The organism is Saccharopolyspora hirsuta, assembly GCF_008630535.1.
GTDB lineage: Bacteria > Actinomycetota > Actinomycetes > Mycobacteriales > Pseudonocardiaceae > Saccharopolyspora > Saccharopolyspora hirsuta.
Map to the genome: position 1 here is coordinate 61,763 of NZ_VWPH01000021.1, position 26,219 is coordinate 87,981.

The 26,219-nt window shown below is 70.8% G+C and carries 23 protein-coding genes; 12 read left to right on the plus strand and 11 right to left on the minus strand.

The features are described 5' to 3' along the window. The first annotated feature begins 36 nt into the window (after positions 1-36). The gene (locus F1721_RS33105) at positions 37-693 is read left to right on the plus strand and encodes a hypothetical protein (RefSeq protein WP_246155490.1); all 657 of its coding nucleotides are present in this window, start codon (positions 37-39) and stop codon (positions 691-693) included. A gap of 86 nt (positions 694-779) precedes the next feature. Next, positions 780-1,775 (plus strand): Acg family FMN-binding oxidoreductase, encoded by a 996-nt coding sequence (locus tag F1721_RS33110; protein ID WP_211840730.1) that lies wholly within the window; start codon positions 780-782, stop codon positions 1,773-1,775. A gap of 4 nt (positions 1,776-1,779) precedes the next feature. On the opposite strand, the gene ppsA is transcribed toward F1721_RS33110, so the two are convergent. Next, on the minus strand, positions 1,780-4,038 hold the full coding sequence (ppsA, locus tag F1721_RS33115; RefSeq protein WP_150070790.1) for a phosphoenolpyruvate synthase: 2,259 nt from the start codon (positions 4,036-4,038) through the stop codon (positions 1,780-1,782). Between the two features lie 655 nt (positions 4,039-4,693). Beyond that, positions 4,694-4,882: a ubiquitin-like protein Pup gene (locus tag F1721_RS33125; RefSeq protein WP_150070791.1), complete on the minus strand. Its 189-nt coding sequence runs from the start codon at positions 4,880-4,882 to the stop codon at positions 4,694-4,696. A 633-nt stretch (positions 4,883-5,515) separates the two neighbouring features. Here F1721_RS33125 and F1721_RS33130 point away from each other — a divergent pair. Both F1721_RS33130 and F1721_RS33135 read left to right on the plus strand, forming a co-directional pair. Next, positions 5,516-6,355, plus strand: coding sequence for a universal stress protein (locus tag F1721_RS33130; RefSeq protein ID WP_150070792.1), 840 nt, complete (start codon positions 5,516-5,518; stop codon positions 6,353-6,355). Positions 6,356-6,596: 241 nt separating this feature from the next. Next, positions 6,597-7,034, plus strand: coding sequence for a VOC family protein (locus F1721_RS33135; protein WP_150070793.1), 438 nt, complete (start codon positions 6,597-6,599; stop codon positions 7,032-7,034). A 208-nt stretch (positions 7,035-7,242) separates the two neighbouring features. Here F1721_RS33135 and F1721_RS33140 read toward each other — a convergent pair whose 3' ends face one another. Together F1721_RS33140 and F1721_RS33145 are read right to left on the minus strand one after the other, a co-directional pair. Beyond that, complete coding sequence (locus F1721_RS33140; RefSeq protein WP_211840731.1) at positions 7,243-8,076, minus strand: universal stress protein; 834 nt, start codon at positions 8,074-8,076, stop codon at positions 7,243-7,245. A gap of 9 nt (positions 8,077-8,085) precedes the next feature. Further along, complete coding sequence (locus tag F1721_RS33145) at positions 8,086-8,904, minus strand: universal stress protein (protein WP_150070794.1); 819 nt, start codon at positions 8,902-8,904, stop codon at positions 8,086-8,088. Positions 8,905-9,022: 118 nt separating this feature from the next. Here F1721_RS33145 and fbp point away from each other — a divergent pair, with 118 nt between their 5' ends. Further along, the gene (gene fbp / locus F1721_RS33150; protein WP_150070795.1) at positions 9,023-10,141 is read left to right on the plus strand and encodes a fructose-1,6-bisphosphate aldolase/phosphatase; all 1,119 of its coding nucleotides are present in this window, start codon (positions 9,023-9,025) and stop codon (positions 10,139-10,141) included. A gap of 220 nt (positions 10,142-10,361) precedes the next feature. Here fbp and F1721_RS33155 read toward each other — a convergent pair whose 3' ends face one another. The 4 genes from F1721_RS33155 to F1721_RS33170 all read right to left on the minus strand — a co-directional run bounded on the left by F1721_RS33155 (position 10,362) and on the right by F1721_RS33170 (position 14,389). Then, a complete protein-coding gene (locus F1721_RS33155; RefSeq protein WP_150070796.1) occupies positions 10,362-10,733 on the minus strand; it encodes a CBS domain-containing protein in 372 nt (123 codons plus the stop codon). Positions 10,734-10,768: 35 nt separating this feature from the next. Beyond that, on the minus strand, positions 10,769-11,356 hold the full coding sequence (locus F1721_RS33160) for a CBS domain-containing protein (protein ID WP_150070797.1): 588 nt from the start codon (positions 11,354-11,356) through the stop codon (positions 10,769-10,771). Positions 11,357-11,678: 322 nt separating this feature from the next. Further along, the gene (locus F1721_RS33165; protein WP_150070798.1) at positions 11,679-14,042 is read right to left on the minus strand and encodes a heavy metal translocating P-type ATPase; all 2,364 of its coding nucleotides are present in this window, start codon (positions 14,040-14,042) and stop codon (positions 11,679-11,681) included. Further along, complete coding sequence (locus tag F1721_RS33170; protein ID WP_150070799.1) at positions 14,039-14,389, minus strand: hypothetical protein; 351 nt, start codon at positions 14,387-14,389, stop codon at positions 14,039-14,041. Before F1721_RS33170 ends, F1721_RS33165 begins: the two co-directional genes overlap by 4 nt. 405 nt (positions 14,390-14,794) lie before the next feature. Here F1721_RS33170 and F1721_RS33175 point away from each other — a divergent pair, with 405 nt between their 5' ends. The 7 genes from F1721_RS33175 (at position 14,795) to F1721_RS33205 (ending at position 20,769) form a co-directional block, all read left to right on the plus strand. Next, complete coding sequence (locus F1721_RS33175; protein WP_150070800.1) at positions 14,795-15,217, plus strand: CBS domain-containing protein; 423 nt, start codon at positions 14,795-14,797, stop codon at positions 15,215-15,217. Between the two features lie 101 nt (positions 15,218-15,318). Then, complete coding sequence (locus F1721_RS33180; protein ID WP_150070801.1) at positions 15,319-15,510, plus strand: hypothetical protein; 192 nt, start codon at positions 15,319-15,321, stop codon at positions 15,508-15,510. Next, on the plus strand, positions 15,510-18,251 hold the full coding sequence (locus F1721_RS33185) for a cation-translocating P-type ATPase (RefSeq protein ID WP_150070802.1): 2,742 nt from the start codon (positions 15,510-15,512) through the stop codon (positions 18,249-18,251). Before F1721_RS33180 ends, F1721_RS33185 begins: the two co-directional genes overlap by 1 nt. Before the next feature lie 54 nt (positions 18,252-18,305). After that, positions 18,306-18,914, plus strand: a complete 609-nt coding sequence (locus F1721_RS33190; RefSeq protein WP_150070803.1) for an Rv1733c family protein — start codon at positions 18,306-18,308, stop codon at positions 18,912-18,914. Positions 18,915-18,956: 42 nt separating this feature from the next. Beyond that, positions 18,957-19,454, plus strand: coding sequence for a universal stress protein (locus F1721_RS33195; protein WP_150070804.1), 498 nt, complete (start codon positions 18,957-18,959; stop codon positions 19,452-19,454). A 57-nt stretch (positions 19,455-19,511) separates the two neighbouring features. Beyond that, positions 19,512-20,396: a universal stress protein gene (locus F1721_RS33200; RefSeq protein ID WP_246155493.1), complete on the plus strand. Its 885-nt coding sequence runs from the start codon at positions 19,512-19,514 to the stop codon at positions 20,394-20,396. Between the two features lie 106 nt (positions 20,397-20,502). After that, positions 20,503-20,769 carry a DUF3040 domain-containing protein gene (locus F1721_RS33205; RefSeq protein WP_150070806.1) on the plus strand — a complete coding sequence of 89 codons (267 nt, stop codon included), beginning with the start codon at positions 20,503-20,505 and terminating at the stop codon, positions 20,767-20,769. A 212-nt stretch (positions 20,770-20,981) separates the two neighbouring features. Here F1721_RS33205 and fdhF read toward each other — a convergent pair whose 3' ends face one another. The 3 genes from fdhF to F1721_RS33220 are packed head-to-tail and all read right to left on the minus strand — an operon-like array spanning position 20,982 to position 26,183. Beyond that, positions 20,982-23,654 (minus strand): formate dehydrogenase subunit alpha, encoded by a 2,673-nt coding sequence (gene fdhF, locus F1721_RS33210; protein ID WP_150070807.1) that lies wholly within the window; start codon positions 23,652-23,654, stop codon positions 20,982-20,984. Beyond that, positions 23,654-25,336, minus strand: a complete 1,683-nt coding sequence (locus F1721_RS33215) for an NADH-ubiquinone oxidoreductase-F iron-sulfur binding region domain-containing protein (protein WP_150070808.1) — start codon at positions 25,334-25,336, stop codon at positions 23,654-23,656. The genes fdhF and F1721_RS33215 overlap by 1 nt, the downstream gene beginning before the upstream one ends. 28 nt (positions 25,337-25,364) lie before the next feature. Then, positions 25,365-26,183 carry a universal stress protein gene (locus F1721_RS33220; protein ID WP_150070809.1) on the minus strand — a complete coding sequence of 273 codons (819 nt, stop codon included), beginning with the start codon at positions 26,181-26,183 and terminating at the stop codon, positions 25,365-25,367. Between the last annotated feature and the right edge of the window lie 36 nt (positions 26,184-26,219).

Sequence of the window (26,219 nt, forward strand, 5' to 3'; positions counted from 1 at the left end):
AGGAGAGCCTCTGGAACCGAGGCGAGGAGCGAGCACATGGGTGACAGGACTGACGAGACGCGGACGCATGCCTCCGATGTCGATGCGGCGACGTGGGAGGTCACCGGGCACTCGGTGACGATCGACGACTTCGCGCCGCGCTGCGACGCCGGTGCGGTCGAGCACGTGGTGACCGATGCCCCGCCGGAGGAGATGTACCGGGCGCTGCGGAATCTGGATCTGCTCGACATCCATTCGCGGATCGCGGATTTCGCCTGGCGGATCCGGGGGTTGCCCGAGCGGATCGAACGGCACGTCCCGCCGCGGGAACCGACCAGGCTCACCTTCGACGACCTGTGCACCAGCGGCGAGTTGGTGCTGCTGGGCGAGCAGCCGGGACGGGAGGTTGTCTTCGGCGCGGTGGGGCGGTTCTGGACGCCGGTCGTGCGCATGGAGGAGGTCTCGGCCGAGGAATTCGCGCAGTACGGCAAACCCGGCCGGGGAAAGATCGTGACCGCGTTCTCGGTGCGGCCCTACGGCCGCGGCGGCAGCCTGGCGACCTACGACGTCCGCACGACGCTCAACGATCCGATCACCCGCCGGATCTTCACCCTGTACTGGCGCACGGTGCGGCCGTTCGTCCGGGTCATCATGCGTGCCACCCTCCGCACCGCGGCGAGACGAGCGGGTCGGCCAGAAGCCGAGAGCGGATGACGGATTCCCTCGCGCCGCTCGGCTTCGCACCGTGCGTCGCGGGTACCCGGGGCAGCGGAGGCGGTGAACCGAGGGGGAGTGGCGCGATGTCACGAAGAACGATCCCGTCGCAGGCGACGATGCGCACGGCGCTCGCCCTGGCGTGCCGGGCCCCGTCGGTGCACAACAGCCAGCCGTGGAAGTGGAAGCTGGCCGAGCACTCGGCGCACCTGTACCTGGATCCGTCGCGGCTCCTGCCGACGATCGACCCGACCGGGCGGGAGATGGTGATCAGCTGTGGCGCGGCGCTCAACCACGCCCGCATCGCGTTCGCGGCCGAGGGCTGGCTGGCCCGGGTACACCGGTTGCCGAACCCGGCGCAGCCGGAGCACCTGGCCTCCATCGAGTTCTCCGAACTGGCCGGGGTCGACCCGCACGTGGAGACGCTGGCGGCTGCGGCGTCGGAGCGGCGCAGCGACCGGCGCCCGTTTCTGACCGACCCGGTTCCGCAGGAGGTCCTGGCACCGCTGCGGGAGGTGGCCCGGCTGGAGTCCTGCACGCTCACCTTCGCGGTGGGGGACCGGGAGCGGCGGGAGCTGGAGCTGGCGATCGAGCACGCCGGTTCGGTCCAGCGTCGGCAGCCCGAGTACCAGCAGGAACTCGCTGCTTGGGCGGGGCGGCACGCCTCCGCGGAGGGGATTCCGGCGCGCAGTCTGCCCGCCGAACACCTGCGTGGCATGCCCGAACGCGACTTCGCGCTGGTGGCGGAGGGGGAACTGCCGGTGCCGGTCCTGGACGACGGTGCTGTGCTGGCGGTGCTGTCGACTAGCGGCGACACCTTCGACGACTGGCTGACCACCGGCGAGGCGTTGAGCGCGGTGCTGCTCAGCGCAACTGAACAGCGCCTGGCGACGTGCACCTTGAGCCAGGTCGGCGAGGTCGCCGCCTCCCGCAACGAGGTCCGGGAGGCGATCCTCGGTGGGATCGGCTGGCCGCAGCTGGCCGTCCGCATCGGCTGGCCGGTGACCTACGAGTTCCCCGGACCGCTCACCCCCCGCCGCCCGCTGTCGGAAGTGGTCGAGCCGCTGTTCCCGCGGGACTGACGGATCAGAGCCGGGTTCGGGCCGCCTCCAGCAGGATCTTTCGTTCGGCCAGGTCCACGGCCTGGCGCACGGCGGGCACCGCGTCGGCGTTGACCGAGATGGACGTGATGCCCAGCCGGACCAGGTGCTCGGCGAACGCCGGGTCGTTGGACGGCGCCTGCCCGCACAGCGATGAGTTGATGCCGGCCCGGCGAGCTGCGCCGATGATGGTGCCGATGGCGTCGAGCACCGCTGGGTCGGACTCGTCGAACAGCGGTGCGCACACCTCGGAGTCGCGGTCGACGCCGAGGACGAGCTGGGTGAGGTCGTTGCTGCCGATGGAGACCCCGTCGATGCCCATGCGCGCGTACTCGGGCAACCAGTGCTGCACGGAGGGCACTTCGGCCATGACCCACCGGTGCAGCCCGGTGGAGCTCCCGAGCGGGCTGCGGTCGATCTCCTCCAGGCACTTCTGCAGTTCCCAGCGGGTCCGCACGAACGGGATCATCAGGTGCAGGTTGGCGCTCTGCTCCCGCACCCGAGCCAGGGCGGCGAGTTCCACCTGGAACAACGATGGATCGCGCACGTAGCGGTAGCAGCCGCGGTAGCCGATCATCGGGTTGTCCTCGGCCGGTTCGAACTCGTCCCCGCCGGTGAGGTGGCGGAACTCGTTGCTGCGGAAGTCCGCGGCGCGGTAGACGACCGGCCGGGGGAAGAACGCCTTCGCGATGGTGGTCAGCGCTTCCGCGATCGCTGCGGTCACCTCGGCTTCCCGCCCTGCAGCGAGCATGCGGCTGGGGTGTTCACCGCTGAGCGCCTCGGTGAGCAGGAATTCCGCGCGCAGCAGCCCCACGCCGTCGACGGGCAGCGCAGCTGCTCGTTCGGCCTGGTCGGGCATCGCGAGGTTGAGGTAGATGCGGGTGACCGGGGCAGGCGTGGACACTGCGGGGAGCGAAGCCACCTTGGTGAGTTGGCGTGGCGTGCTGACGGCGCCTTCTGCCACGGTGCCCTTCGCGCCGTCAACGGTGACCTGCATGCCGTCGTGGAGCGTCGTGGTGGCCGTGCGGGTGCCCACCACGCACGGCAGTCCCAGCTCCCGGGCGACGATCGCCGCGTGGCAGGTCATCCCGCCGCTGTCGGTGACGAGCGCGGCCGCCTTGCGGATGGCCGGCAGCCAGTCCGGTGCGGTCATGGGCGCGACCAGCACCTCGCCGTGCAGCAGTGCTCCGGCCTCGGTGGGGGACTGCATCACCCGGACCGCGCCCGACGCGGTTCCGTAGGACGCGCCGAGCCCCGATACGAGGATCGAGCCCGCCTCGGCGGGCGGGCGGTGGCGGAGAGTGGTGATCGGGCGCGACTGCACCAGCCACCACGTGCCGTCGGCGATCGCCCACTCCACGTCCTGCGGGCTCTGGTAGTGGTGCTCCACCCGGGCCAGCAGGCGGGTGAGATCGGTGATCTCACCGTCGCTGAGCACGCGTTGATCGCTTTCCTCCGGCGTCACCGCGACCCGGGCCTGCCGACCATCGGTCTCGCGTACGATCTTGAATTCCTTGCGGCCGACGTTGACGTGCTGCAGCCGGGCGTCGATCTTGCGGACCGTGTAGGTGTCGGGCTCCACGGCACCGCTGACGACGGATTCGCCGAGCCCGAACCCGGCCTCCACCAGCACCTCGTCGTCCGCCCCGCTCGCCGGGTTGGCGGTGAACGCCACGCCGGACCGGTCCGCGTCCACCATCCGCTGCACGATGACCGCCATCGCCGGGGCTTCGCGCACGCCCTGCGCGGAGCGGTAGACGATCGCGCGCGGGCTGAACAGCGACGCCCAGCAGTCGATCACCCTGGCGGCCAGCTCGTCGGAGCCGGAAACGTTGGTGAAGCTCTCGTTGACACCGGCGAACGACACCTCCGGAGCGTCCTCCGCGGTGGCCGACGACCGCACCGCTACCCGGCAGTCGCCATCGAGCTCGGTGTACGCCTCCAGCACCGCCGCGCGCACCGGTCCCGCCAAACCGGCTTGGTGCACCGAACGCTGCAGCCGAGCGCAGCACTCCCCGAGCGCGTCGGGTTCGTCGACGACATCGCACGCCTCGGCCAGCAACCGGTCGAGTTCCGGCTGCGCGCCGGCCTCCGACATGCAGGCCCGGTAGGCGTCGGCGGTCACGACGAATCCCGGCGGCACCGGGAATCCCGCGGAGGTGAGCTCACCCAGGTTCGCCCCCTTGCCCCCCACCACGGGCACGTCCGCCAGACCGAGCTCGGCGAGCCAGCGAATCCACGACATGCCCACCTCACAACTAACAGGGCCCCGCGGCATCACGGGTTCGTTCTTCGAACAGCGTTCAACTTCGCGTGGTGGGGGAGATGGTGGCCCGGACGAACAAGCTCCCCTTGCCGTCATCGAGCCAGCGCACCCGGTTTCCGCACATGCCAAGTCCACTTGGCCAGCCTCGCACTCGCGCGCAAGCCCGAACGAGAGCCGAAGGACTCCTAAAACCATGGCCCGGTGCTGTCGAGCGGAGCCCTCGATCGGGCAACTCAGGAATCCTGCTGGCCGGAACCGGCTGGCGCACGTCCGGCGGAGGTACCACCTCCTGCCGTGGCCGTGGATTCAGCGCCGATCGTGGGGCCGATGGTGGTAGTGGAGTTCGGTGGCGATCACGGCTGCTCGCGTTCGCCGCTCGCCCCCAGCTTGCCCAGCATACGGGAAACGTAGTTCTTGACGGTCTGTTCCGCCAGGAGCATCCGCACTCGTTCTGGAAAGAAACCCAGCTCCGGAGAACTCTGCAACTTTTCCACGGTCCATGCGGCGGCGATGTGAGACTCCGCTCTGCGCCTCCACTTCCGACCAGTCCGGTTGCCGAGCTCGAGGTTCGCGGCAGCCCCCGATGATCACCACGTGAGTTTGATGTTCCAGTTCGGCGGTTCGCGGCCGTATGTCACTGCCCGCCCTTCTGGATGTAGGAGCGAACGAACTCGTCGGCGTTGTCTTCGAGAACGTCATCGATTTCCTCCAGGAGGGATTCGGCGGCGCCGTCGAGCTCGTGGCGGCGGTTCGCACCTCGTGGAGTGGGGGTGGGTGGGTCTTCGTCGTGGTCGATGTGCTTGCGGTTCTTCTCCTGTCGCATTACGCCACCTCCTGCGGGCGGTGCCCCGTCCTCTGATTCAAAACGTCGAGAGGAGTGCGTTCACAAGGATTTGATGAAGCTGGAGACCCGGTACAGGGGCGTTCGGCCCTTCTCCAGTGATCCGGTGGGACCTTGGATGGAAGGTGGCGGTTGACCGCGCTCGGAAGCGAGTGACCGCGTTCTTGGCGCGAGCGGAGTTGCAATCTTGGTGGTGAGAACTGTGCGGTCACGTGCTGCCTCGGACGACATCCTCTAGTCCGACGGGATCTGGGCGGACATCGTGAGCGAAGGCGAGGCAGCCGGACGCGCCGTCGCAGGGCTGTTCGAAGCAAGGGGCTAGCCAACCGATCTGGGGCGAGCTGTGCGGGTCGAGGTCGGTCCTTCCGGGAGTCCTTCCGAAACCTCGACAGCGGCCTCGGGCGACGAGCACTGAACCGCGCCTGTGACTGCACGCGTGTGAGCCGAGTGGTGATCGTGCTGGGAGCGCCGCAGCCAGGTGAAACAGTCGCTGGCATTGCGCCATCTCGGACGGCTGCGCAGGACTGCTCTACCTGGGTACACAGCAGGTGGCGACAACCCGGTCGCACTGGCCCAGGTGGCACTGCTTGGTGGAACGGATGGAGTGGTCGTGTCATGACGCCGGAACAGGGTTTGCCGGTGCTGGTGGGGATGGACGGTTCAGAGCAGTCTTCGGTGGCCGCGCTGTGGGCGAGCGAGGAGGCCGATCTCCGGAACGCACCGCTCCGGCTGGTGGCGGTGGCTCAGCAGGGAGCGGATGAGGAGGTGTGGGAATTCCTGTCCGAGGCGGCGGACCGGTGCCGCGGCGAGCGCCCGCGTGCGGAGATCTTCGAGGAGATCAGGCACGGTCGCCCCATCGAGGAACTCATCTGGGTCTCCGGTGGTGCGCAGCTACTCGTGATCGGCTCGCGCGGTCGCGGGCGCGTCGCTGAAGCTGTGCTTGGGTCGGTGAGCACTGCCGTGGCGATGCACGCCCGGTGCCCGGTCGTGGTCGTGCGCGAAGCCCGCAGCAGCTTCACCCCCGGACCTGTGGTGGTGGGGGTGGACGGTTCCGAGCCGAGCCGGGCAGCCCTGCGCTTCGCCTTCGAGTCCGCTGCCGCGCGGCGGAAGGAACTGGTGGCGGTGCGGGTGTGGCGACCGATCTTCGCCGAGTACTCCTGGATGGACAGCCCGTCGGGGGCGTCCTGGTTCAGCTTGGACGACGCGCAGCGCGAACTGGCCGAGGAACTCGGGGAGTGGCGTGAGAAGTACCCGGGCGTCGAGGTCCGCGGTGATGTCCGCTTCGGGCATCCGGTGGAGGAACTGGTCTCCGCCGCGCTGCACAGCCAGCTGCTCGTGGTCGGTCACCGCGGTATCGGCGGGTTCGAGCGCCTGCTGCTTGGCTCGGTGGCCAACGGCGTGCTGCACCACGTCGACAGCCCGGTAGCGATCGTCCGAGGGGCCCACGCCGTGTGAGCCGAGGACCTGCTGGAGGTGCGGCATGCCGTTCGCTGATCGCAGGGACGCGGGGTGGCGGCTGACCGAGAGGCTGAGGCACCTGATGAGGACGTCGTGGAGTCCGTGCCGGTACTGACTCGGCTACTCGCATGGGCGCAGGAGCGATAGCCCTTTCCGGCCACGGATGTCGAGAATGTGGCAGCGGCTTCGTCCCAGAGGCACGAGCGGCCACGGGGGCCGCGCGACATTGGAGAGACTTATGACGGTCCAGCGGATGGACAATATCGGCGTGGTTGTCGACGATCTTCCGGCTGCTATCGCGTTCTTCCGAGAGCTCGGCCTAGAGCTCGAGGGTGAGGCATCGGTCGGCGGCTCAGAGGTGGACTGCCTCGTCGGACTCGACGGCGTCCGGTGCGATCTGGCCGTGGTGCGGACCCCGGATGGCCACGGACGACTCGAGCTGATGAAGTTCCACACCCCAGCGGCCACCACCGCTGAGCCGAACGCGCCGGTCAATGCCCTCGGTATTCGTCGCATCATGTTCGCCGTCGAGGACATCGAGGACGTCCTCGCGCGGCTGCGGTCCCATGGCGCCGAACTCATGGGCGAGCTGGTGCGGTACGAGGACAGCCACCGGCTCTGCTACATCCGCGGACCTGAGGGCATCATCGTTGCGCTGGCCGAGAATCTCGACTGAAGCGACGCGATTCCCTTACGTCCCCCGTGGTAGATCCCCGGCCAAAACCCTCCGCGCCGGAAAGGCGCGGGGCCATGGCCACCTGAATCGCCGCTGCGGGCCAGCACAGGGGGTTCACCGAGGGGGGAAGCGCAGCGGCGGCTTGAAGTGCACGGACCCGATCGGCTTCTCATCCTGTCTAGCAGCTCATCCATTTCGTGCCGTCGGCTCAGCCCGTGCCTTCTGCATCGCGCACAACGGCCACCGGGCATGTGGCGTGGTGCAGCACGCCTGCCGCCACCGAGCCCAGGAACAGGCCGTCGAAACCCCCGCTGCCTCGGTGGCCCACGACGAGCAGCCGCGCATCACGCGCGGAGTCGGTCAGGACCGACACCGGGTGGCCTCGCTGCACCACCTCACGGGTTGCGACCTGCGGATACTGTTCGCGCAGCGGGGCGGTCTGCTTCACCAGCGCCTGCTCTATCTCATGCTGCACGCGGTCCCGGTCACCTGGTGCGAGCGGCACTGCGAGCAGCCCCTCCTCGTGCCACACCTGCAGGATGACCAGCTCGGCGTGCAGCCGGGCGGCTGCGGCGTAGGCGAATCGCAGGGCCTGCTGACTGCACGGTGATTCGTCCACTCCGACGACCACCGGTCCCACGGTGGTCGGGATGTTCTTGCGCACGACGATCACCGGGCAGGCCGCGTGGGTGGCCACGCCGGTGCTCACTCCGCCCAGCAGGGCGTCGGCGAAGCCGCCGTGCCCGCGCGCGCCGAGGACGACCAGCTGTGCTCGCGCGCTGCGGCGCACCAGTTCCTCGACAGGATGGCCCGTGGCGACCTCTGCGGTGACCACGACCTCAGGGGTGTGCACCCGGCATTTCGCCGCGATCTTGCGTACCGCCTGCTCCGCGTGGTCGGCCCGCGCTGGGTCGTCGTTGACGATCAGGAGTTGCAGCCCGGCATTGCGCCGACTGGCCTCCGCAGCCGCCCAGTACGCCGCCTTCACCGACCCTTCCGACCCGTCCACGCCCGCCAGGACGGGTTGTTCCGGCACCACCATGACGCCTCCTCATCTGCACTCGCCGCGTACGACGGCCACCGGGCACGATGCGTGCTGGATCACGCCGGCGGCAACCGAACCCAGGAGTCCGGGGAACTCGCCCCTCCCGCGGTGGCCGACGACCAGCAGTCGCGCGTCGACGGACGCCGCCGCCAGCTCGGCCACCGGGTGTCCGCACTGGACGACTTCGCGGACCGGCACCTCCGGGTACTGCTCGGTCCACCCGGCCAGTTGCCGGACGAGGACTCGTTGCGCTTCCTCCCGCACCTCGGTCATCTCCAGGCTCAGCGCGGGCACGCTCGGGACATAGCCGACGTCCCGCCACACGTGCACCGCCACGAGCCCGGCCGCATGGCGTGCCGCGGCGTCGAAGGCGAATGCCAGCGCGGCGCGGCTGTGCCGCGAATTGTCCAGCCCGACGGCGACCGGGCCGGAGTCGCGGTGATCCCGGACGACGACCGGGCAGTGCGCGTGCATGGCGACCTTGGTGCTGACCGATCCGATCAGGATCGCGCTCAGCGAGCTGTGCCCCCGTGCGCCGACGACGAGCAGCTGTGCCTCGTTCGATCGTCGCACCAGGACGTCGGCCGGGTACCCGTGCACCACTTCCGGCGAGATCTCCAGACGCGGATGGCTGCTCACCAACCGGTCCACCACGGCCGACACCGTCTCCCATACCTCGTCGTCCCGCAGCGGGTCGCTGCTGGCCATCACGAGACGCAGCTCAGGTGCACGGAGCAGGTCGGCCTCACGGGCGGCCCACATCGCGGCACCGACCGAATGCGCGGAGCCGTCCACCCCCACGAACACCGGCAAATCCGCAGCCATGCTCACACCCCCGTACCCGGGTACCCCGGATGTGCACCGCGAACAAGGCCGGTCGGCCCTGGTGGCGGGAGTTCAGCGCGACGGAGAGTGGTCCCGGATCCTCGGCCAGGAGGTCGCGATGGTTACGTTGAGCATCATCAAGGCCGACACAGGTGGTTTCGTCGGCCATTCCGCCGTGCACCCGGACATGGTGAGCGCGGCCAAGGAAGCCCTGAACACCGCCGTCGCCGATCGACTCCTGGTGGACGGGGCGAGCGCCTGCTGCGGTGACGACCTGTCGTTGATCATGACCCACGAACACGGCCCGGACTCGGAGGCGGTGCACTCCTTCGCCTGGGACGTCTTCCGGCAGACCACCCGGATCGCCCAGCGGCTCGGTCTGTACGGAGCTGGTCAGGATCTGCTGTCGGACGCCTTCAGCGGGAACCTGCGCGGCATGGGCCCGGGATACGCCGAGCTGGAGTTCACCGAACGCCCGAGCGAGCCGGTGGTGTGCTTCCTGGCGGACAAGACCGAACCGGGAGCGTGGAACCTCCCGCTGTACAAGGCCTTCGCGGACCCGTTCAACACGGCCGGGCTGGTCATCGACTCGAAGATGCACGCCGGGTTCCGGTTCGAGGTCTACGACCTCTACGAGGAGAAGCGGATCTGGTTCGACTGCCCGCGCGAGCTCTACGAGATGCTCATGTTCATCGGCGCGCCCGCGCGGTACGTGATCCACTCGGTGGAGTCCAAGACGCTGCACGAGCAGGCGGTGGCGACCTCCACCCAGCGGTTGTCGCTGATCGCGGGCAAGTACGTGGGCAAGGACGACCCGGTGATGATCGTGCGCTGCCAGTCCGGGCTGCCCGCGCTCGGCGAAGTGCTGGAGCCGTTCTCCTTCGCCTACACCGCCGGCGGGTGCATGCGCGGTTCGCACCACGCGCCGATGATGCCGGTCAGCGTCCGCGATGCGCACCCCGCTCGCTTCGACGGGCCGCCGCGGGTGGTCGCGCTGGGTTTCCAGGTCCACGACGGCATGCTGATCGGACCGCGGGACCTCTTCGACGACCCCTCGTTCGACCGCGCCAGGGCGCAGACCAACGAAGTGATGGACTACCTGCGCCGCCACGGTCCGTTCGAACCGCACCGGTTGCCGCTGGAAGACCTGGAGTACACCACGATGGCAGAGCTGGAAGAGCGCTTGGCCGAACGGTGGCAGCCGATGCCCCAGGCCGCTGTCCCATCCCCTCGCTGACTCGACCGAAGCAGGTTCCGCGCCCTCTCACCACCTCGAAGCCACGAGGTGGTGAGAGGGCTTGCTGAGCGCGTCGAGGGCTGACCACCGCGGAGGCGAGACCGTGGTGATGGTCTCCCGCCCGCATCACAGGCCCCTTCCCCCTGCCTGACCGGGCAAAGCCACGGGCGCCACAGCTGCTGGAGGCAACGGCACTCTGTCCGAGCCGACGGGAGTCCGGTCAGAGCCACGTCTCGATCGCCAGGAGGTCTCGCATGGAGATGACCCCCACGACCTCGGGGCCCCGTTTGACGGGAAGGTGGCGAACGCCGGCGTCGAGCATCCGCCGCGCGACGTCCCGGGTGTCCTCCCCGACGGCGGCTGTTTCGAGTTGATGGGAGGCGAACGCCGTGGCCGTGGTCTGCCAGGGGTCGGCTTGTTCCGCGATCGCCCGGACGAGGTCGCGTTCGGAGATGATGCCGATGATCTCGTCGTCGTCGAGTACGGCGAGCGCGCCGACGCGTTCAGCGATCATCTTCCGCGCGACGTCGGCGAGCGCATCCGTCGCGTCGCAGGTGAGCGTTCCGGGGTGGAAGGCTTCCTCGACTTGCATGGCTTCACCCTCTCCGTCTCAGGGACGTTCGGCAGTCAGGTGGGCGGCCGGGGTTTGGTCACGGTGACCTGGCGGGTGCCCTCGGTGGCCAGTGCCACCGCCCGGGCGACCTCGCGCGCGTGCGGGTCGTCGACCGGATCGGTGATCATGACCGCGCCATCGCGCACCGAAACCGGCCACTGCTCGAATCCGCCGCACCGGCCGAGGTTGCGGAGGATGTCGCTGCGGATCACTGCGTCGTCACGAGCGAGCCCCCGAATCAGGTCACGCCTGGTGACGATGCCGACGACGATCCCGTTCTGCACGACGGGGACGGTGCGCAGGTCGTGCTTGAGCATCGTTTCGGCGATGTCGGTGCAGTCGGTGTCCGGCGCTGCGGCGCGCACCTTCTTGGTCATGATCTGGCTGACGAGGGTGGGCGGTGTGCCCGTCCGGACGTCGCGGACGCGGCTGCGGGGGTCGTGGGTGATCGTTTCTCTGATCAGGTCGGCCTCGGTCACGATGCCGATGAGCACGCCGTCATCGTCGACGACTGGTGCGGCCGTGAAACCGTGTTCGGCCAGCACCCCGCTGGCTGTCCTGATCGAGTCGAAACCGCGGACGCTGACGACCGGCCGTGACATGACGTCTCCGGCTTGCATCGTGCCCTCCCCTAGGAATCCGCCGCGACGGAGTTGGCCACGGTCGCCACTCTGCCCGGTACAGCCGCCGTTCGGGAGGGTCGATCGGCCTCGATGCACCTCCCGTATGGGAAATGCGTGGTGGCGGGGGCGCCTTGGCAACCCCACGTCCTTTCGCGACTCCGGGGCTCCTGGTGGAACACGCCGGGTGATCGTGGGAATCCGGGACTCGGTGAGCGAACCGGCTGCTGGATCGCGCCCAGCATGCCGATCTCCGTCCAAGCGCCGCAGGACCGAAGGGCTCGCCCGGAGCTGAGCACGTTGATCAAGCGCCGGGCTCGCCCGCGTTCGGTGGCGCCTCCGCGAGTGTGAAGTAGTTCTCCTCCTCCTGGGCGAAGTGCAGTCGGAGCACCGCGTACAGGCCGTAGAGGGTGGCGAGCAGGTCCGCCACCTGGTCGCCTTCGATGTGCCCTCGTGATTCCGCCAGCCGCAGGTGGGTGGCCGTTCGTCGGCCCAGCCGCTCGATCTCAGCGTGCGCCCGGCTCATCGTCGCGATCGCCTCGGAACTGCCCAGCGGGCCGATGAGAGCCGGGTAGAGCTGGCTGTCCTCGGCCTTCTCGTGGGGGACGAGCTGCTGATCGAGGAACTGCTGCGCCTGGCGCAGCGCGGCGAGCGAGTCCTTGGAACCGGGATCCAGCGAGATGAGGTCAGCGGTGTCGCGGATCAGGTGCAGGGTTTCCCGGAGCGCGCCCTGCGCAGCTGCGAAGCGGTGCAGCAGCGCTCCCGTGCCTTGCGGCACCGTGATCTGGTCGCGGCGACCAGCGCGCAGCGCGCGCAGGGCATTGGCGATCACGGCGATGTCGATGCCCTCCTGCAGCAGCGCTCCCGCTGCCGGCGGGAGCCAGCCGAAAGCGGCGATCATCATGGCGATGACCGACAGGCCCATGCCCGCAGCGGCGCTCTGCACTGCGATCCGCCGCGCACCCCGGGCGATGAGCATGGCGTCGGCGAGGCGGTCCAGCCGATCGGTGGTGAGCACGATGTCGGCGGCCTCGGACGATGCGGTCGAGCCGCGCGCGCCCATCGCGACGCCGACGGTGGCCGCGGCCAGAGCGGGTGCGTCGTTGACCCCGTCGCCGACCATGATCGTGGTCGATGCGTCGCTCTCGGCGCGGACGCGGGCCACCTTCCCGGCCGGGGTCTGCTCCGCGTGCACGCCGTCCAGCCCCAGCACGGCGGCCACTTCGCTGGCAGGTTCGGAACGGTCCCCGGTGAGCATGATCAGACGCCGCAATCCGGCGCTGCGCAACCGGCGTAGTGTGCGCGGCGCGTCCCGGCGCAGCGGATCCCGCAGCAGCACGGCACCGCACAACTCACCTTCGCGCGCTACCCAGGCGATTGCGGCGGCGTCGAGCATGGCCCGGTTCAACGCGGAGTTGACCCAGCTCGGTCGGTGCTCGGGCACCGCGAGCTTGCCCACTTCCACGCGCTCGCCGCCGACGACGCCGCTCATGCCGCGACCCGGCTGCTCCCATGCGTCGCTCGGGGGCGTCAGCGCCAAGCCTCCTCGGCGAGCGCGGGTGACGATGGCTTCCGCGAGGACGTGCTGGGACATCTGGTCCAGCGATGCGGCGAGTCGGAGTACTTCCTCGGCGTCACCTCCAGGTGCGGGGACGACGTCGAGGACCGTCGGGCGCCCTGCGGTCAGCGTCCCGGTCTTGTCCAGCACTGCGGTTTCAGCCCGCCCCAGGTTCTCCAGGGCCGCACCATCCCGGATGATCACGCCGATGCGGGATGCTCGGGACATACCGGATGCCACGGCCACCGGCACTGCGAGCAGCAGCGGGCACGGCGTGGCCACCACCAGCACGGCGACCGCACCCACCGCGCTGCCGGTGATCAGCCAGCCCCCTCCTGCCAGGAGCAGCGCCAGCGGGAGGAACCACGCCGCGTAGCGGTCGGCGAGCCGCACCACCGGAGCCCGTTCGGCACCGGCCTCCGCGGCCAGCCGCACGATTCCGGCGTACGTGCTCTCCGCTGCGGTCGCGCTCGCCCGGAGCTCGAAAGCAGCCCCGGCGTTGACGACTCCGCTGCGCACCGGCTCGCCTGCCGCCCGCTCGACGTGGGCGGGTTCGCCGGTCAGCACGGACTCGTCGACGACCGCGACGCCGCTGCGGACCACCCCGTCGACCGGCACCGACTCGCCCGGGGCGACCACCAGCACGTCGTCAGCGCGCACGTCCTCCACGGCCACGGTTTCCAGAGATCCGCTGGCCTGCCGGTGGGCGAAGCGCGGTGCGTGCTCCAGCAACGCGCGCAGGTCGTGGGTCGCTCTGCGTTGAGCCGCGGAGTCCAGTGCTTGGCCGGAGGAGAGCATGACCGCGATCAGCGCTCCGGCGAGGTACTCGTGCACCGCGAGGGTCCCGCCCAGCGACAGCACCGCGATGAGGTCCACTCCGGTGCGCCCGCGCCACAGGGCGAGCAGCATCCAGGTGAACGCAGGAAGGATCGCGACCACCGTCCCGGTGATCCACGCGGCATCGGCGATGTTCGCGGCGCCGGCCGCCCACGCGATCGCGCCGACGAGCAGTGCGCAGGTGGTCAGCGCGAGCAGCGCGGGCTCGAATCGAGGCCGGAGGCGGCGCGCGGCGCTGCGGCGGGTGGGCTCGGTGGAGCGCAGTTCGGTCATGAGCCGGCCAGTTCGCAGTGTCCGGGCGAGCTCGCCGGAAGGCTCGGCGGGAAGTCCACCGCGGAGACCACCATCAGCAGGCTGGCGCAGTCGTCCTCCGCGGTGCGGGTGCCGACGGTGTTGCCGAGGACTTCGACGAAGTTGCGGAAGCCCGGCGAGCCCGGTTCGGTCGCTTCGAGGATGGTCTCGTGGTCGCCCAGCGCGTCCGGATCAGCTCCGGGAACGGCCCTGTGCAGCAGCTCGCGCGCCGCGACCCGATCGAGTTCGGCGCCGGCCCGCTCGCAGTAGTCGTCCAGATTCGAGCCGACGTGCGGCGCACGCTGCGTGGTGATGGGCGCCCACCGCATCAGGTCTCCTTTCCCGGCCCCTCCTGACCAGGAAACACCGGGGGAATCCCGCTCACCAGGGGCCAACGGCACTCCGGCCTGGAAGACGCGTTAGCCAGCCGAGCGGCCGTGATCTGACGGATGCCGGGGGTGCCGACGCGGCCTCGAAGTACACCTCCCGCGCCTGGGGCGGGAACACGCCGGGGAGAGGTGACCACGAGGCTGCGGCCGTAGGAAGGTGCCCGGCGTGATGAGGCTGTTCATGTCGCCAGTCGCGCGGGGGAGTCGCGGTGTGGCGTGCGCCGCCGAGCACCTGACGGAGCGGGGACGGGCACGGTGGTGACCATGGCCCCTAGCGGGGGTGTCGAAGGACGGGTGACGGTCTACCTCGGGGCCGCCGCACTGGGAGGGGGATCGGAGTTCGGCATGAGCAACGCGAACGAACTCGCCAGCACACCGGTTGTCGCGGTGCGCCCGGAGCTGGACGCGATGGAAGCCCTGCAGGAGATGCATCGCCGCGGCGTGCACCACCTCGCCGTGGTCGCCGCTGATGATGTGCTGGGTTTGGTGAGCGCATCGGACCTGTTGTTCGGCATCGCTGCTGAGCGTCCGGGGGAACCCGTGTCCGTGGTGTCGTTGTGCCGGGCGTCGGCGCCGCGCGTGGATGCCGAGGACGACCGTTCCGTGGCCGCGCGGCGCATGATCGAGGCAGGTACTGATGCACTCCTGGTGATGCGGGGCGGGCAGGTATGCGGGGTGCTCACCGCTGTGGATCTCGTGCGGGACATCGCGCAGCTGGGGCACGGCAATCCATCAAGCCGTGCGGAGGGCGGACGCTGGTTCCCCTGAACCTGCCGATGGGCGCGGAGATGACCACGGGCGGAGCCGGGCGTGGTGCGCGGCGCCGAGCAACGACCGCAACATCGGCTCCAGGACAGGGAGCGAGGCCGATGAACAACGACACCGGCAGGCGGATCCGGTCATCTGAGATCACCACCCCGGAGGTCGCCGCGCGGTCCGTCCCGGTCGACGATCTCGCCTTCGAACCGGACTTCGACGCCGGGGAGCAGGCGGGGGCCGACGTCGCTCCGGCGAGGACGTACGACGCCCTGCAGACCCGCGGCGCGCCGGAGTGGCCGTAGTGGCACATTCGCACCACGTCCGGCCCGGCGGTGCAGGCCTTGCGCCAGCGGCGGTGGATCCGCGCGAGTCGACGACGCGGTTGCTCCGGGACTTGCGGACCGCGGTGGAGGGCCTCACCGCGCGGGAGGCGCAGCGGCGGTTCGAGGTCCACGGGCCGAACGCGCTGCCCCATCATGCCGCGCGGCAATGGCCGGCGGCGTTGCTGCGGCAGTGCGCGCATCCGCTGGCGCTGTTGCTGTGGGTCGCAGCGGCGCTGGCCTGGATCGCCGGTACTCACGAACTGGCGTGGGCGATCGTGGCGGTCATCGTGCTCAACGCGGCGCTGGCGTTCTGGCAGGAGGAGCAGGCCGAGCAGGCGGTGGAGGCGCTCGGTGAGTACTTGCCGCAGCACAGCCGGGTGCGGCGGGACGGGCTGGTCCAATCGGTGCTGGCCGCCGAGCTGGTTCCGGGTGACGTGCTGCTGCTCGGTGAGGGTGACCGGGTGCCGGCTGATGCCAGACTGCTCAGCGGTGCGCTGGAGGTCGATGCCTCCGCGCTGACCGGTGAATCCAGCCCGGTGCAACGTGCGGCGGATTTTCCCGACGTGGCACGACGAGCGGTGGATTCGCCCGTGCTGGTCTTCAGCGGCACGGTGTGCACCGCGGGGGTGGCGGAGGCCGTCGTGTACGCGACCGGTCGGCACACGGAGCTCGGTCGCATCGCCGCGCTGTCGGCGCGCGTGCGGCTGGCGCAGAGCCCCCTGGAACGGCAGGTGCGGCGCGTCGCGTGGTTGATCGCGGCGGTGGCCACTGGGGTCGCCGCGGCGTTCCTGCCGCTGGGGGTGTTCGCCGGTTTGACGTGGGCTCAGGCGTTCCTGTTCGCCATCGGGCTGCTGGTGGCCAACGTCCCGGAGGGCCTGCTGCCGACGATCACGCTCGCGCTGGCGGCCGGTGTGCGGGGCATGGCACAGCGCGGAGCACTGGTCAAACGGCTGTCCGCAGTGGAAACGCTGGGCTCGACTGCGGTGATCTGCACCGACAAGACCGGAACCCTGACCCGCAACGTCATGCGCGTCGTGGAGGCGCGGGACGGTCGCGGTGCCGAAGCCGCTCCCCGCGAGGAGTTCGCCACCGCGCTGGCCCGGTGCACCACGGCTGACGAGCGCACCGGCGCGGGCGACCCGATGGAGCTGGCCCTGCTGGCGTTCGCCCGGTCCTGCGGCGTCGCGCTCCACACCGGGCAGCGGGATGCGCAGCGGGCCCGGTTGTTCCGGTTCGACCCGCACCTGAAGCGGATGACGACCGTGGACCGGGTGGGGTCCGGGCTGGTCGTGCACGTCAAAGGAGCCCCGGAGGAAGTGTTGGCCCGGTGCAGCACGATCTTGCCCGCCACCGGGGGTGCGCAGCCCGTGACGGCTCAGGCGCACGCCCGGGCCGTCGAAGTGGTGGGCGAGATGGCCGACCGCGGGCTGAGGGTGCTCGCCGTTGCCCGGCGCGACGTCGCCGAGGAACCTCCGGACCGCGGTGCGGCCGAATCCGGCCTGTGCTTGCTCGGGCTGGTCGGGCTGATCGACCCGCCTCGACCGGAGGTGGCCGCTGCGGTGGCAGCCTGCCACTCGGCCGGGGTCCGGGTGCACGTCGTCACCGGTGACAACGGCCGTACGGCGGCGGCGATCGCGCACCAGGTCGGCATCGGTGCGCACCGCGTGGTCGAGGGCCCGGAGCTGGACGCGCTGCCCGAAGCCGAGCTGGACGAACTGCTGACCAGCGGTCAGGAGATCGTGTTCAGCCGGGCAGCGCCGGAGAGCAAGCTGCGCATCGCCGATGCGCTGCACCACTGCGGCCGCGTGGTCGCCATGACCGGTGACGGCGTCAACGACGCCCCAGCGCTGCGCCGGGCCGACCTCGGTGTGGCGATGGGGGCCAGCGGGACGGACGTGGCCCGCGAGGCGGCCACCGTCGTGCTCACCGACGACAACTTCGCCACCATCGTCAGCGGGATCGAAGAAGGCCGCCGGGTCTACGACAACGTGCGCAAGTTCATCCTCTACATCTTCGCCCACGCCGTGCCCGAGGTCCTGCCGTTCCTGCTCTTCGCCCTGTCCGGCGGCGCGGTCCCGCTGCCCCTGACGGTGCTGCAGATCCTGGCGATCGACCTGGGCACCGAGACGCTGCCCGCCCTGGCGCTGGGGCGGGAACGCGCTGAGCCCGGTCTGATGAACCGCTCACCTCGGCGACGCGCCGAGAGCGTGGTCAGCAGGCGTCTGCTGCTGCGAGCGTGGGGGATCATGGGCGTGGTCTCCGGCGTGCTCGTGCTGCTCGGGTTCTTCGCGGTGCTGCTGGCCGCCGGGTGGCGACCGGGTGCGGACGTGGTCGGCGACCCGGTGCTGCACGAGGCGTACCGGCAGGCCACCACGGTGACCTTCCTCGGCATCGTCTTCTGCCAGATCGGCACCGCCATGGCGTCCCGAACCCAGCGCGCCGCACTCCGCGACGTCGGGGTGACCAGCAACAAGCTGCTGCTCGGGGGGTATGCGTTCGAGTTGGGCTTCGCGGCCGCGATCGTTTACGCACCCGCGTTGCAGGCGGTCTTCGGCACCGCGCCACCGCCTGCCTGGGCGCTCGCGCTGATGGTGCCCTTCCCCGTGCTGGTGTGGGCGGCCGACGAGCTCTACCGCGCTCGGGGTCGGAGGAGGTCCGCGCGAGCCGACCGCAGTCACCCTCTCGGCGGAACACGGGCCTTCGGTGACGAAATGCCCTGATTGCATCCCGTCGGATCACCGAGCCTGGAAGCGAACAGCCCTCGGGAGAACGTGATGTGCGTTGGTTGGCTGTCGGCCGAAGCTCGTTGGTTCGGCCAGGCGTTGGGGCGGAAGCCGAATCCGTTGCGGCGCTGCCGGGATCGTCTCACCGCCGTCCTGATCCTCGGTCTGGTGGTCGCGGCGGTGACCGCCGTGCCGCTGGGGGCGCTCGCGTGGGGCAGGGCTGCCTACGAATCGGACGTGCTGGCGGAGGCCGGCACCGCGAGGCACCCGGTGGAGGCCGTCGTGATCGCCGAGCCCCGCAGGGAGGTCGTGGGGGTCAATCCCGATTTCCTGGTGACCCGGTACCGGGCCGAAGCGAGGTGGACCGGTGCCGATGGGGCCCCACGGGTCCAGATGATCGATGTGGAAACAGGCGCCGCGGTAGGCAGCGCGATCGCGGTGTGGGTCGACGACGCCGAGCGCCTCGCAGCGGCACCGCGGAGCGAAGGACAGCTGCGGGCGTCGGCTGCCGGGGCCACCGCCGGGGCGTTGTTCACCGGTGAGGCGCTGTGCGCCGCGCTGATCGCCTGCGTTCGAGCTGCCGCTGGGGCGCGTGCTGGCAGAGCGTGGGGCCGGGAGTGGGAGGTCGTCGGGCCACAGTGGACTCAGCAGGAGCACTGAACTGCTGCGGCGCAGGCCACGACGGGAATGTGAGCGGACATCATGACCAGTCGACAACCGCTTGTGGTCGGGGTGGACGGCTCGGCTGCCAGCGCACGGGCGTTGCGCTGGGCGTTGGTGGAGGGACGTCGGCGCGGCGTTCCGGTGTTCGCGCTCGAGGTGTGGGAATCGCACGCGGTCACGGCCGGACCCGGACCGCTGCTGATGTATCCGAACCTGGCGCCGCACCACGTGCGCGAGCAGCACTGGCAGAACCTGACCCGCCTCGTGCACGAGTGCATGGGTGCGGCGTCGAGCCCGGAGGTCCACGCCGAGCTCGTCGAGGGCGACGCCGCTGCCGTCCTCGCGGACCGGTCGGCCCACGCCGCGATGCTGGTGCTGGGAGATCGCGGGCGTGGCCGGGTGGCGGATGCGGTGCTGGGCAGCACGGCATTGCGCTGCATCCACCGGGCGCGCTGCCCGGTGCTGGTCGTGCCTGCCGGTGTGGAACCCGAGGCCGAGTCCGGCGGTGCGCACGCCATCGATCCGGTGTTGGGCTGAGGGGCGACGATCCGCGGCTGGTCGGGAAGACATCGGATGACGGAGGAGGCGGTTGTCGTGGCGCGAGCGAGCCGCAAGGCGGTCGTCGTGGGGTTCGACCTGTCGGATTCGTCGCAGCGGGCGGTCCGGTGGGCGGCGCGGGAGGCCTCCAGCCGGCACCGGCCGTTGATGCTCGTGCACGTGCTCGCCTGGCCGTTCCAGGCGGGCACCCCGATCATGGTGCCGGGTGAAGGAGACCTGCGGGAGCCGATCCGGCAGGTCCTGGAGCAGGAGCTCGCCGTGCTGGTCGCCAGGTGCCGTGAGATCGATGCGGCGCTCGAAGTGCGCAGCGACATGCCGTTCGGGGATCCGGCCGAGGTGCTCGGGGAGCTGGCGGCCGACGCCGAGATGCTGGTCCTCGGCGGGCCACGACCGGAGACGGAGTTCGTGGTGCTGGGTGCGACCTCGGCGGAGTTGCTGACGCGGCGCACCGGCGCCCCGGTCGTCGTGGTCCGCGGTGGTCGGGAGGACCCGGGCACGGCGCCGGTCGTCGTCGGCGTCGACGGTTCCGCGTCCAGCACGCTCGCCCTCGGCTTCGCCTACGAGTTCGCCGCACGCCACGGCAGCGAGCTCGTGGCCGTGCACGCCTGGAGCGATCTGTCGCTGGACCCGTTCGCACGCGTGCAGCAGTGGGAGTTGCCCTGGCACGAGGTGCGCGGTGACGCCGAGGAGGTGCTCGCCGAGGCGCTGGCCGGGTGGGGCGAGCAGTACCCGGACGTGGCGGTGCGGCGTGCGGTGACCCCGGAGCGGCCGGTTCGAGCGCTGTTCCGCGAAGCGGAGCTGGCGGGTCTGCTGGTCGTGGGCAGTCATGGTCGGGGGCGAATCCGGCGGGCTCTGCTCGGTTCGGTCAGCCACGCCGTGGTGAACCGCGCCCCCTGCCCCGTCGCGGTCCTGCGGGCCTGACGCCGTGCTGCAGGGGCCGATCTGCTTTGTTGGCCGACTCGCGGTGCGGCAACCCTATCCGCAACGGGTCCGGACTCGCGGGCCGGTTGAGCTCGGAGGAGGAGCGATGCTTCGACGCCACGAACGGCGCCTTCTCGACGAGATCGAGCGGGAGCTTTGCGCATCGGACCCGGAGTTCGCGCAGAAGATGACGCAGGTGCGTCCGTTCACGAGGGTTCGGGCGTGGATGACACTTCGCAGAGCGCTGGGGATCGGAGCGGTGTTCCTCGCGGTCCTGTGCCTGATGTTCAACGAGGGAGCGGAGTTCTTCATCTCCAGCGCGCTCGCCGGAGCACTGTTCGCAAGCGAGGGTTGGAAGATCCAGACCGAATGACGACGTGCGGTGGTGCGCGGAACCCCTCGCGACGACCTGGCCTGGCCTCGATGGCCGCCTCCGTCCAGGTAGGACTCGTCGAGCATTCCTCGTTCCGCTTCGGCTGCTGCGCATCAGCGCGATCGATGTCGCCGTGAACCGGGCGCCGTCGGTGCAGCTTCGCGAACGTCCGCCGCGCAGGACGGGCGGCGAAGGCGATGAGCTGATCGCGGTCATGGCCCGGGACTGATGCGGACGGCGGTGACCTTGTACTCCGGGCAGCCGGTGGCGGCGTCGGTGTGGGGCGAGGTGAGGTCGTTGATGGCGGCGTCCGGGAAGTGGAAGGCCGCGAACACCTGGCCGGGCGCCACGTCCCGGGTGAGGCGTGCGGTCAGGGTGGCCCGCCCCCACCGGCTGGTGACCGTCACGTTCGCTCCGTCCACCACGCGCAGGTGCGCGGCATCGGCGGGGTGGAGTTCGAGCGTTTCGGCGGGCAGCAGCTCGGTGTTCGGCGTGCGGCGGGTCATGGACCCGGTGTTGTAGTGCACGAGTCGCCGACCGGTGATCAGGAGGTGCGGGAATTCGCCGTCGGGTTGTTCCCCGGGCGGCAGGTACGGGCGGGCGGCCAGCGCCGCGCGGCCGTCCGGGGTGGCGAAACCGTCGAGGTGGAGCACCGCCTCGCCCGGCCGATCGGGTGCCCGGCAGGGCCAGTGCAGGGGGCCTTCGGCGTCGAGCCGCTGGTGCGAGACACCGGCGAAGACCGGGGTCAGGGAGGCGCATTCGGCGAGCGCCGCGGAGGGGGTGCGGCAGCCGAGGTCGATGCCCATGGCGTTGGCGATGCGGTGCAGGATGTCGAAGTCGCTGGTCGCGCTCCCCGGTGGTGCGACGGCGGGGCGCACTCGTTGGAAGCGGCGGTCGAAGTTGACGAAGGTGCCGTCCTTCTCCAGGAACGAGGCGGCGGGGAGGACGACGTCGGCGTGCTCGGCGGTTCGGGACGGGAACACGTCGTGGCAGACCACCAGGTCGCAGGACCGCAGGGCGGCGCGGACGTGGGTGGCGTTGGGGTCGCTCTGCACGATGTCCTCGCCGATGACGTGGATCGCCCGCACCTCGCCTGCGATGGCCGCGTCGAACATCTGCGGTATCCGCAGACCCGGCCGCTCCGGCACCGCGCGGCCCCAGAGAGCCGCGAACCTGTTGCGGACCGCGGGGTCGGTGACGGGCTGGTACCCGGGCAGGACGTCCGGGAGCGCTCCCATGTCGGAGGCTCCTTGGACGTTGTTCTGCCCGCGCAGCGGCAAGATCCCGCAACAGCCCGGGGTTCCGACTGCGCCGCGGAGGATCGCCAGGTTGGCCAGGGTGCGCACGCCGTCGGTGCCGTGGGCGTGTTCGGTGATGCCCAGGCCGTAGACGATGACGGGATGGTGCGCTCTCCCGAACAGCCGCGCGGCGCTGATCAGGTCCGCAGCCCGCACTGCGGCGATCTCGGCGGCGACGTCCGGCGGGTAGTCCTGCACCAGTGCCGCGAGCTCGGCGAAACCCGTGGTGCGCTGGTCCAGGAAGTCGTGGTCGAGGAGGTCCTCGTCGATCAGCAGGTGGGCGAGTCCGTTGAAGACCGCGACGTTGGAGCCGGGGCTGGCTTGCAGGTGGACGTCGGCGAGTGCGGCGAGTTCGGTCCGCCGGGGATCCACGACGACCAGGCGCGCGCCGGATAGGACGCGTTGTTTGATGCGGGCTCCGACGACGGGGTGGGCTTCGGTGGGGTTGGCGCCGGCGAGCAGGATGCAGTCGGTGCGGTCGAGGTCGTCGAGCGGGTTGGTGCCGCCGGCCAGGCCGAAGGAGGCGGTGAGCCCGGCCGCCGACGGTGCGTGGCACAGGCGGGAGCAGTTGTCGATGTTGTTGGTGCCGATGGCGGTGCGGACGAACTTCTGCGCCAGGTAGTTCTCCTCGTTGGTCGCCCGCGCGGAGGAGATCACGGCGATGGCGTCCGGGCCGTGCTGCTGCCTGGTCGAGGACAACCGGTCGGCGATCGTGGCGATGGCGTCGTCCCAGGTGGTTTCGACGAGGTGGCCGTCGCGGCGGACCAGCGGGGTCGTGAGGCGGTCGTCCGCGCGGTGGAACGCGTGCGCGAAGCGGCCCTTGATGCAGGCGTGGCCGCGGTTGACCGGGGCACCGCGCGCCGGGGTGATCGCGGCGATCTCGCCGTCGCGGACGTGGACGTCGAGGGTGCAGCCGACGCCGCAATAGCCGCAGGTGGTCGCGGTCGTCGCGGTGGTGGGGCGGGGATCGAGCAGGCCGGGCTCGGACAGGGCGCCGGTGGGGCAGCTGTCCACGCACCCGCCGCAACCGACGCAGGGCGAGGACACCCACGGTCCGCCGTCGCCGGCGGTGACGACCGCGTCGAAGCCGCGGCCGGTGAGATCGAGGGCGAAGGTGCCTTGGACCTCGGCGCACATGGCCACGCACCGGCCGCAGGCGATGCACAGGTCGCGGTCGAGCTTGACGTAGGGGTGGGAGTGGTCGACACCCCGGTCGTGCGTGGCGCCGGAGAAGCTGCTGCCGGTGATGCCGAAGTGGGTGCAGGCCCGGACGAGCTCGCTGCGCTCGGGCGGGACGTCCAGAGCTCGGGCGGGAAGTTCGGAGACGATCAGCTCCACCGCGCCCTTGGCGGCCTGCCTGGCGGCGGGATCGTCGAGGTTGACGCGCACGCCTTCGGTGGCGGACGCGGTGCAGGCGGCCACGACGCGCCCGTCCGCCCGCACCAGGCAGGTCCGGCAGGACCCGCGCGGCGACAGCCGCTCGTCGTGGCAGAGCGCGGGCAGTTCGCGGTTGGCGGCGTGCACGGCGTCGAGCAAGCTGGCGCCTTCCGGAACGTCCACAGCGGACTCTCCGATGAACACGCGCATCAGGCATCTCCCGAGGTGAGCTCGTCCCGGTAGACGCGCAGCAGGCTGCGCACCGCTGCGGGCACGCCCCGGCCGAAGGCGCACAGGCTTCCGGTGGACATCACGTCCAGCAACTTCTCGTGCTGCGCGAGGATCTGTTCAGAGCTGGTGGGGAATCTCGCGGCCAGCTCCCGGCCGCGGCGTGTCCCGACGCGGCACGGGGTGCACGCGCCGCAGCTCTCGGCCGCGGCGAAGCTCCACACGTGCCGGAGCAGCTCCCGCGCGGTGATCTGGTCGTCGATGGCGACGAGACTGCCGTGCCCGAGCGCCACACCGGCCTCGGCGAGCGCGGTGGCGAGCAGTGGGACGTCCAGGTCGTCGGGGGAGAGGAAGCCCCCGAGGGGACCGCCGACCTGCAGGGCTCGCAGTCGGTAGCCGGGCTTGAGGCCGCCGCCCAGGGTCTCGACGATGTAGCGCAGCGGGACGCCGAACTCGACCTCGTACACACCGGGGTGCCGGAATCGCTGGCTCAGGCAGACGAGCTTGGTGCCGGTTTCGATCCGGTTGCCGAGCTCGGCGTAGCTGGTGCCGCCGTGGCGTAGCACCCACGGCACCGCGGCGAGGGTTTCGACGTTGTTCACCGCAGTGGGGTGGCCGATCAGGCCGGACTCGGTCGGGTAAGGCGGCCGTGGCCGGACACTGCCGCGCAGCCCCTGCAGGGCGTGCAGCAGAGCGGTCTCCTCTCCCGCGACGTAGGAACCGGCGCCCTGCACGACGTCGACGTCGAAGTCGAATGACGAGCCGTGCACACCGCGCCCCAGGTGTCCTGCGGCGCGTGCGGCTTCGACCGCGGCCTGCATCCGTGCGAGGGCGACCGGGTACTCGGAACGCACGAACACCACACCCCGGCTTGCGCCCGTCGCGAAGCCTGCAAGCGCCAGTCCTTCGAGGACGCGATCGGGATCGCTCTCCATCAGCAGCCGGTCGCAGAACGAACCAGGGTCGCCCTCGTCGCCGTTGGCCACCACGAACCTCGGTGACCGCCCGTTGGCGGCGGCCTGCCACTTGTCGACCACCGGGAACTCAGCGCCGCCTCGACCCCGCAGCCCCGCCAACGCCACTTCGGCGCGAACCGCGGCGGGAGATCCATCGGTCACCACGCGCGGCCACACCTGCCAGGAGCGCTCCGCCTCCGTCAGCCCGGCGAGCACCACGGCGTCGCGGCTGGCCACGTGGTAGGGGACCGCCGGTGCCGCCGCCGGATGCTCGGCGGACAACAACCGCTCGCCGAGATCAGGACCGGTGATCGGGGTGTGCCCGTCCAGCGCGGTCGGGGAGGCGTAGCAGTAACCGAGGCAGTACGCCCCGGCCAGCGACACCGAGCCGTCCGCGCTGATGCGCCCGGGCGCGACGCCCAGCGCCGCCTCCGCGAGCGGCGCGGTGTGATCCCCCGCCGAGACGAAGCACGAGGTTCCCACGCAGATCCGCACGTGCCGGGTGCCGTGCGCCCCGGCGAAGTCCGCGTAGAACCCGGCAGCACCGGTCACCGCCGCCACCGGGCACCGGAACTCCTCGGCGATGGTGCGCAGATCCTCCCGGTCGACCCGGCCGCTGTGCGCCACGGCGTCGTGCAGCCGTTGGAGCAGCCCGGTTTCGCCGCGCCCGAAACGCCGCTCCCATTCGACGAACGCATCTCGTCCCATACCTCATCCCTCACCGTTGAGCAGGTGATCAGCCGGGGACCACCGCCACCGGGCAGGGCGCGTGGTGCAGCACGCCCCGGGCGACCGAGCCCACCAGCAAACCGGTGAAGCCGCCGACCCCGCGGTGGCCGACCACGAGCAGCTGCGCCTGGTCCGCGGCCTCCCTCAGCGCCTGCACCGGCGGAACGTTCGACACGACTCGGCGCACCAAGACGTCCGGGAAGTCCCCGGCGCAGGCAGACACCTGATCGGCGAGGCTCTGCTCGGCGGCTTCGACGAGTTCGTCGCGGTCTGGATGGTCGTAGGGGCCGGGGATGAAGTAGGCGTTCGGCAGCGCCTGCACCGCGATCAGCTCGCTGCGGCGCCGCGCAGCGGCGCCGAAGGCGAAGCGCAACGCCGCTCGGCTCCCGGTCGAGCTGTCGATCCCGACGACGACGGGTCCGGATGTCGGCGTGGAAGTGCCCGGCACGACGACCACCGGGGAGGCCGCGTGGGTGGCCACCGCAGCGCTGGTGGAACCCAGCAGCGTCTCCTTGAACGCGCCCTGCCCGCGAGACCCCACCACGACCAGGAGCGCGGAGGCCGACCGGTGCACCAGCTCCTCCGCGGGGTGCCCCAGGCTGACCTCGTCGGTGATCTCCAGCCCGGGCACGGCCTGCCGGCAGCTGCTGCTGATGTCGTGCACCACCGCCTTGGCGTGCGGCTCGCGGGCGGGGTCGTTGTTGACCAGGACCAGGTGCAACGGGGCTGACAGCAGGACGGCTTCGCCGGCCGCCCACAACGCCGCTCGCAAGGACGGTTCGGAGCCGTCCACCCCGACCACGACCGACTGCTTCGCCCGTGCCATCCGCGCCCCCACCAAGCTGGTACGACACACCACGCT

Coding starts and splice junctions, on each gene's coding strand:
- F1721_RS33195 (WP_150070804.1), top strand. CDS start 18,957: ATGACCAGTCGACAACCGCTTGTGGTCGGGGTGGACGGCTCGGCTGCC.
- F1721_RS33215 (WP_150070808.1), bottom strand. CDS start 25,336: ATGGGACGAGATGCGTTCGTCGAATGGGAGCGGCGTTTCGGGCGCGGC.
- F1721_RS33180 (WP_150070801.1), top strand. CDS start 15,319: ATGAACAACGACACCGGCAGGCGGATCCGGTCATCTGAGATCACCACC.
- F1721_RS33140 (WP_211840731.1), bottom strand. CDS start 8,076: ATGGTGGTGCCGGAACAACCCGTCCTGGCGGGCGTGGACGGGTCGGAA.
- F1721_RS33170 (WP_150070799.1), bottom strand. CDS start 14,389: ATGCGGTGGGCGCCCATCACCACGCAGCGTGCGCCGCACGTCGGCTCG.
- F1721_RS33130 (WP_150070792.1), top strand. CDS start 5,516: ATGACGCCGGAACAGGGTTTGCCGGTGCTGGTGGGGATGGACGGTTCA.
- F1721_RS33145 (WP_150070794.1), bottom strand. CDS start 8,904: ATGGCTGCGGATTTGCCGGTGTTCGTGGGGGTGGACGGCTCCGCGCAT.
- F1721_RS33155 (WP_150070796.1), bottom strand. CDS start 10,733: ATGCAAGTCGAGGAAGCCTTCCACCCCGGAACGCTCACCTGCGACGCG.
- F1721_RS33190 (WP_150070803.1), top strand. CDS start 18,306: ATGTGCGTTGGTTGGCTGTCGGCCGAAGCTCGTTGGTTCGGCCAGGCG.
- F1721_RS33165 (WP_150070798.1), bottom strand. CDS start 14,042: ATGACCGAACTGCGCTCCACCGAGCCCACCCGCCGCAGCGCCGCGCGC.
- F1721_RS33205 (WP_150070806.1), top strand. CDS start 20,503: ATGCTTCGACGCCACGAACGGCGCCTTCTCGACGAGATCGAGCGGGAG.
- F1721_RS33110 (WP_211840730.1), top strand. CDS start 780: ATGTCACGAAGAACGATCCCGTCGCAGGCGACGATGCGCACGGCGCTC.
- fdhF (WP_150070807.1), bottom strand. CDS start 23,654: ATGCGCGTGTTCATCGGAGAGTCCGCTGTGGACGTTCCGGAAGGCGCC.
- F1721_RS33135 (WP_150070793.1), top strand. CDS start 6,597: ATGACGGTCCAGCGGATGGACAATATCGGCGTGGTTGTCGACGATCTT.
- F1721_RS33105 (WP_246155490.1), top strand. CDS start 37: ATGGGTGACAGGACTGACGAGACGCGGACGCATGCCTCCGATGTCGAT.
- F1721_RS33175 (WP_150070800.1), top strand. CDS start 14,795: ATGAGCAACGCGAACGAACTCGCCAGCACACCGGTTGTCGCGGTGCGC.
- F1721_RS33160 (WP_150070797.1), bottom strand. CDS start 11,356: ATGTCACGGCCGGTCGTCAGCGTCCGCGGTTTCGACTCGATCAGGACA.
- F1721_RS33125 (WP_150070791.1), bottom strand. CDS start 4,882: ATGCGACAGGAGAAGAACCGCAAGCACATCGACCACGACGAAGACCCA.
- ppsA (WP_150070790.1), bottom strand. CDS start 4,038: ATGTCGTGGATTCGCTGGCTCGCCGAGCTCGGTCTGGCGGACGTGCCC.
- F1721_RS33220 (WP_150070809.1), bottom strand. CDS start 26,183: ATGGCACGGGCGAAGCAGTCGGTCGTGGTCGGGGTGGACGGCTCCGAA.
- fbp (WP_150070795.1), top strand. CDS start 9,023: ATGGTTACGTTGAGCATCATCAAGGCCGACACAGGTGGTTTCGTCGGC.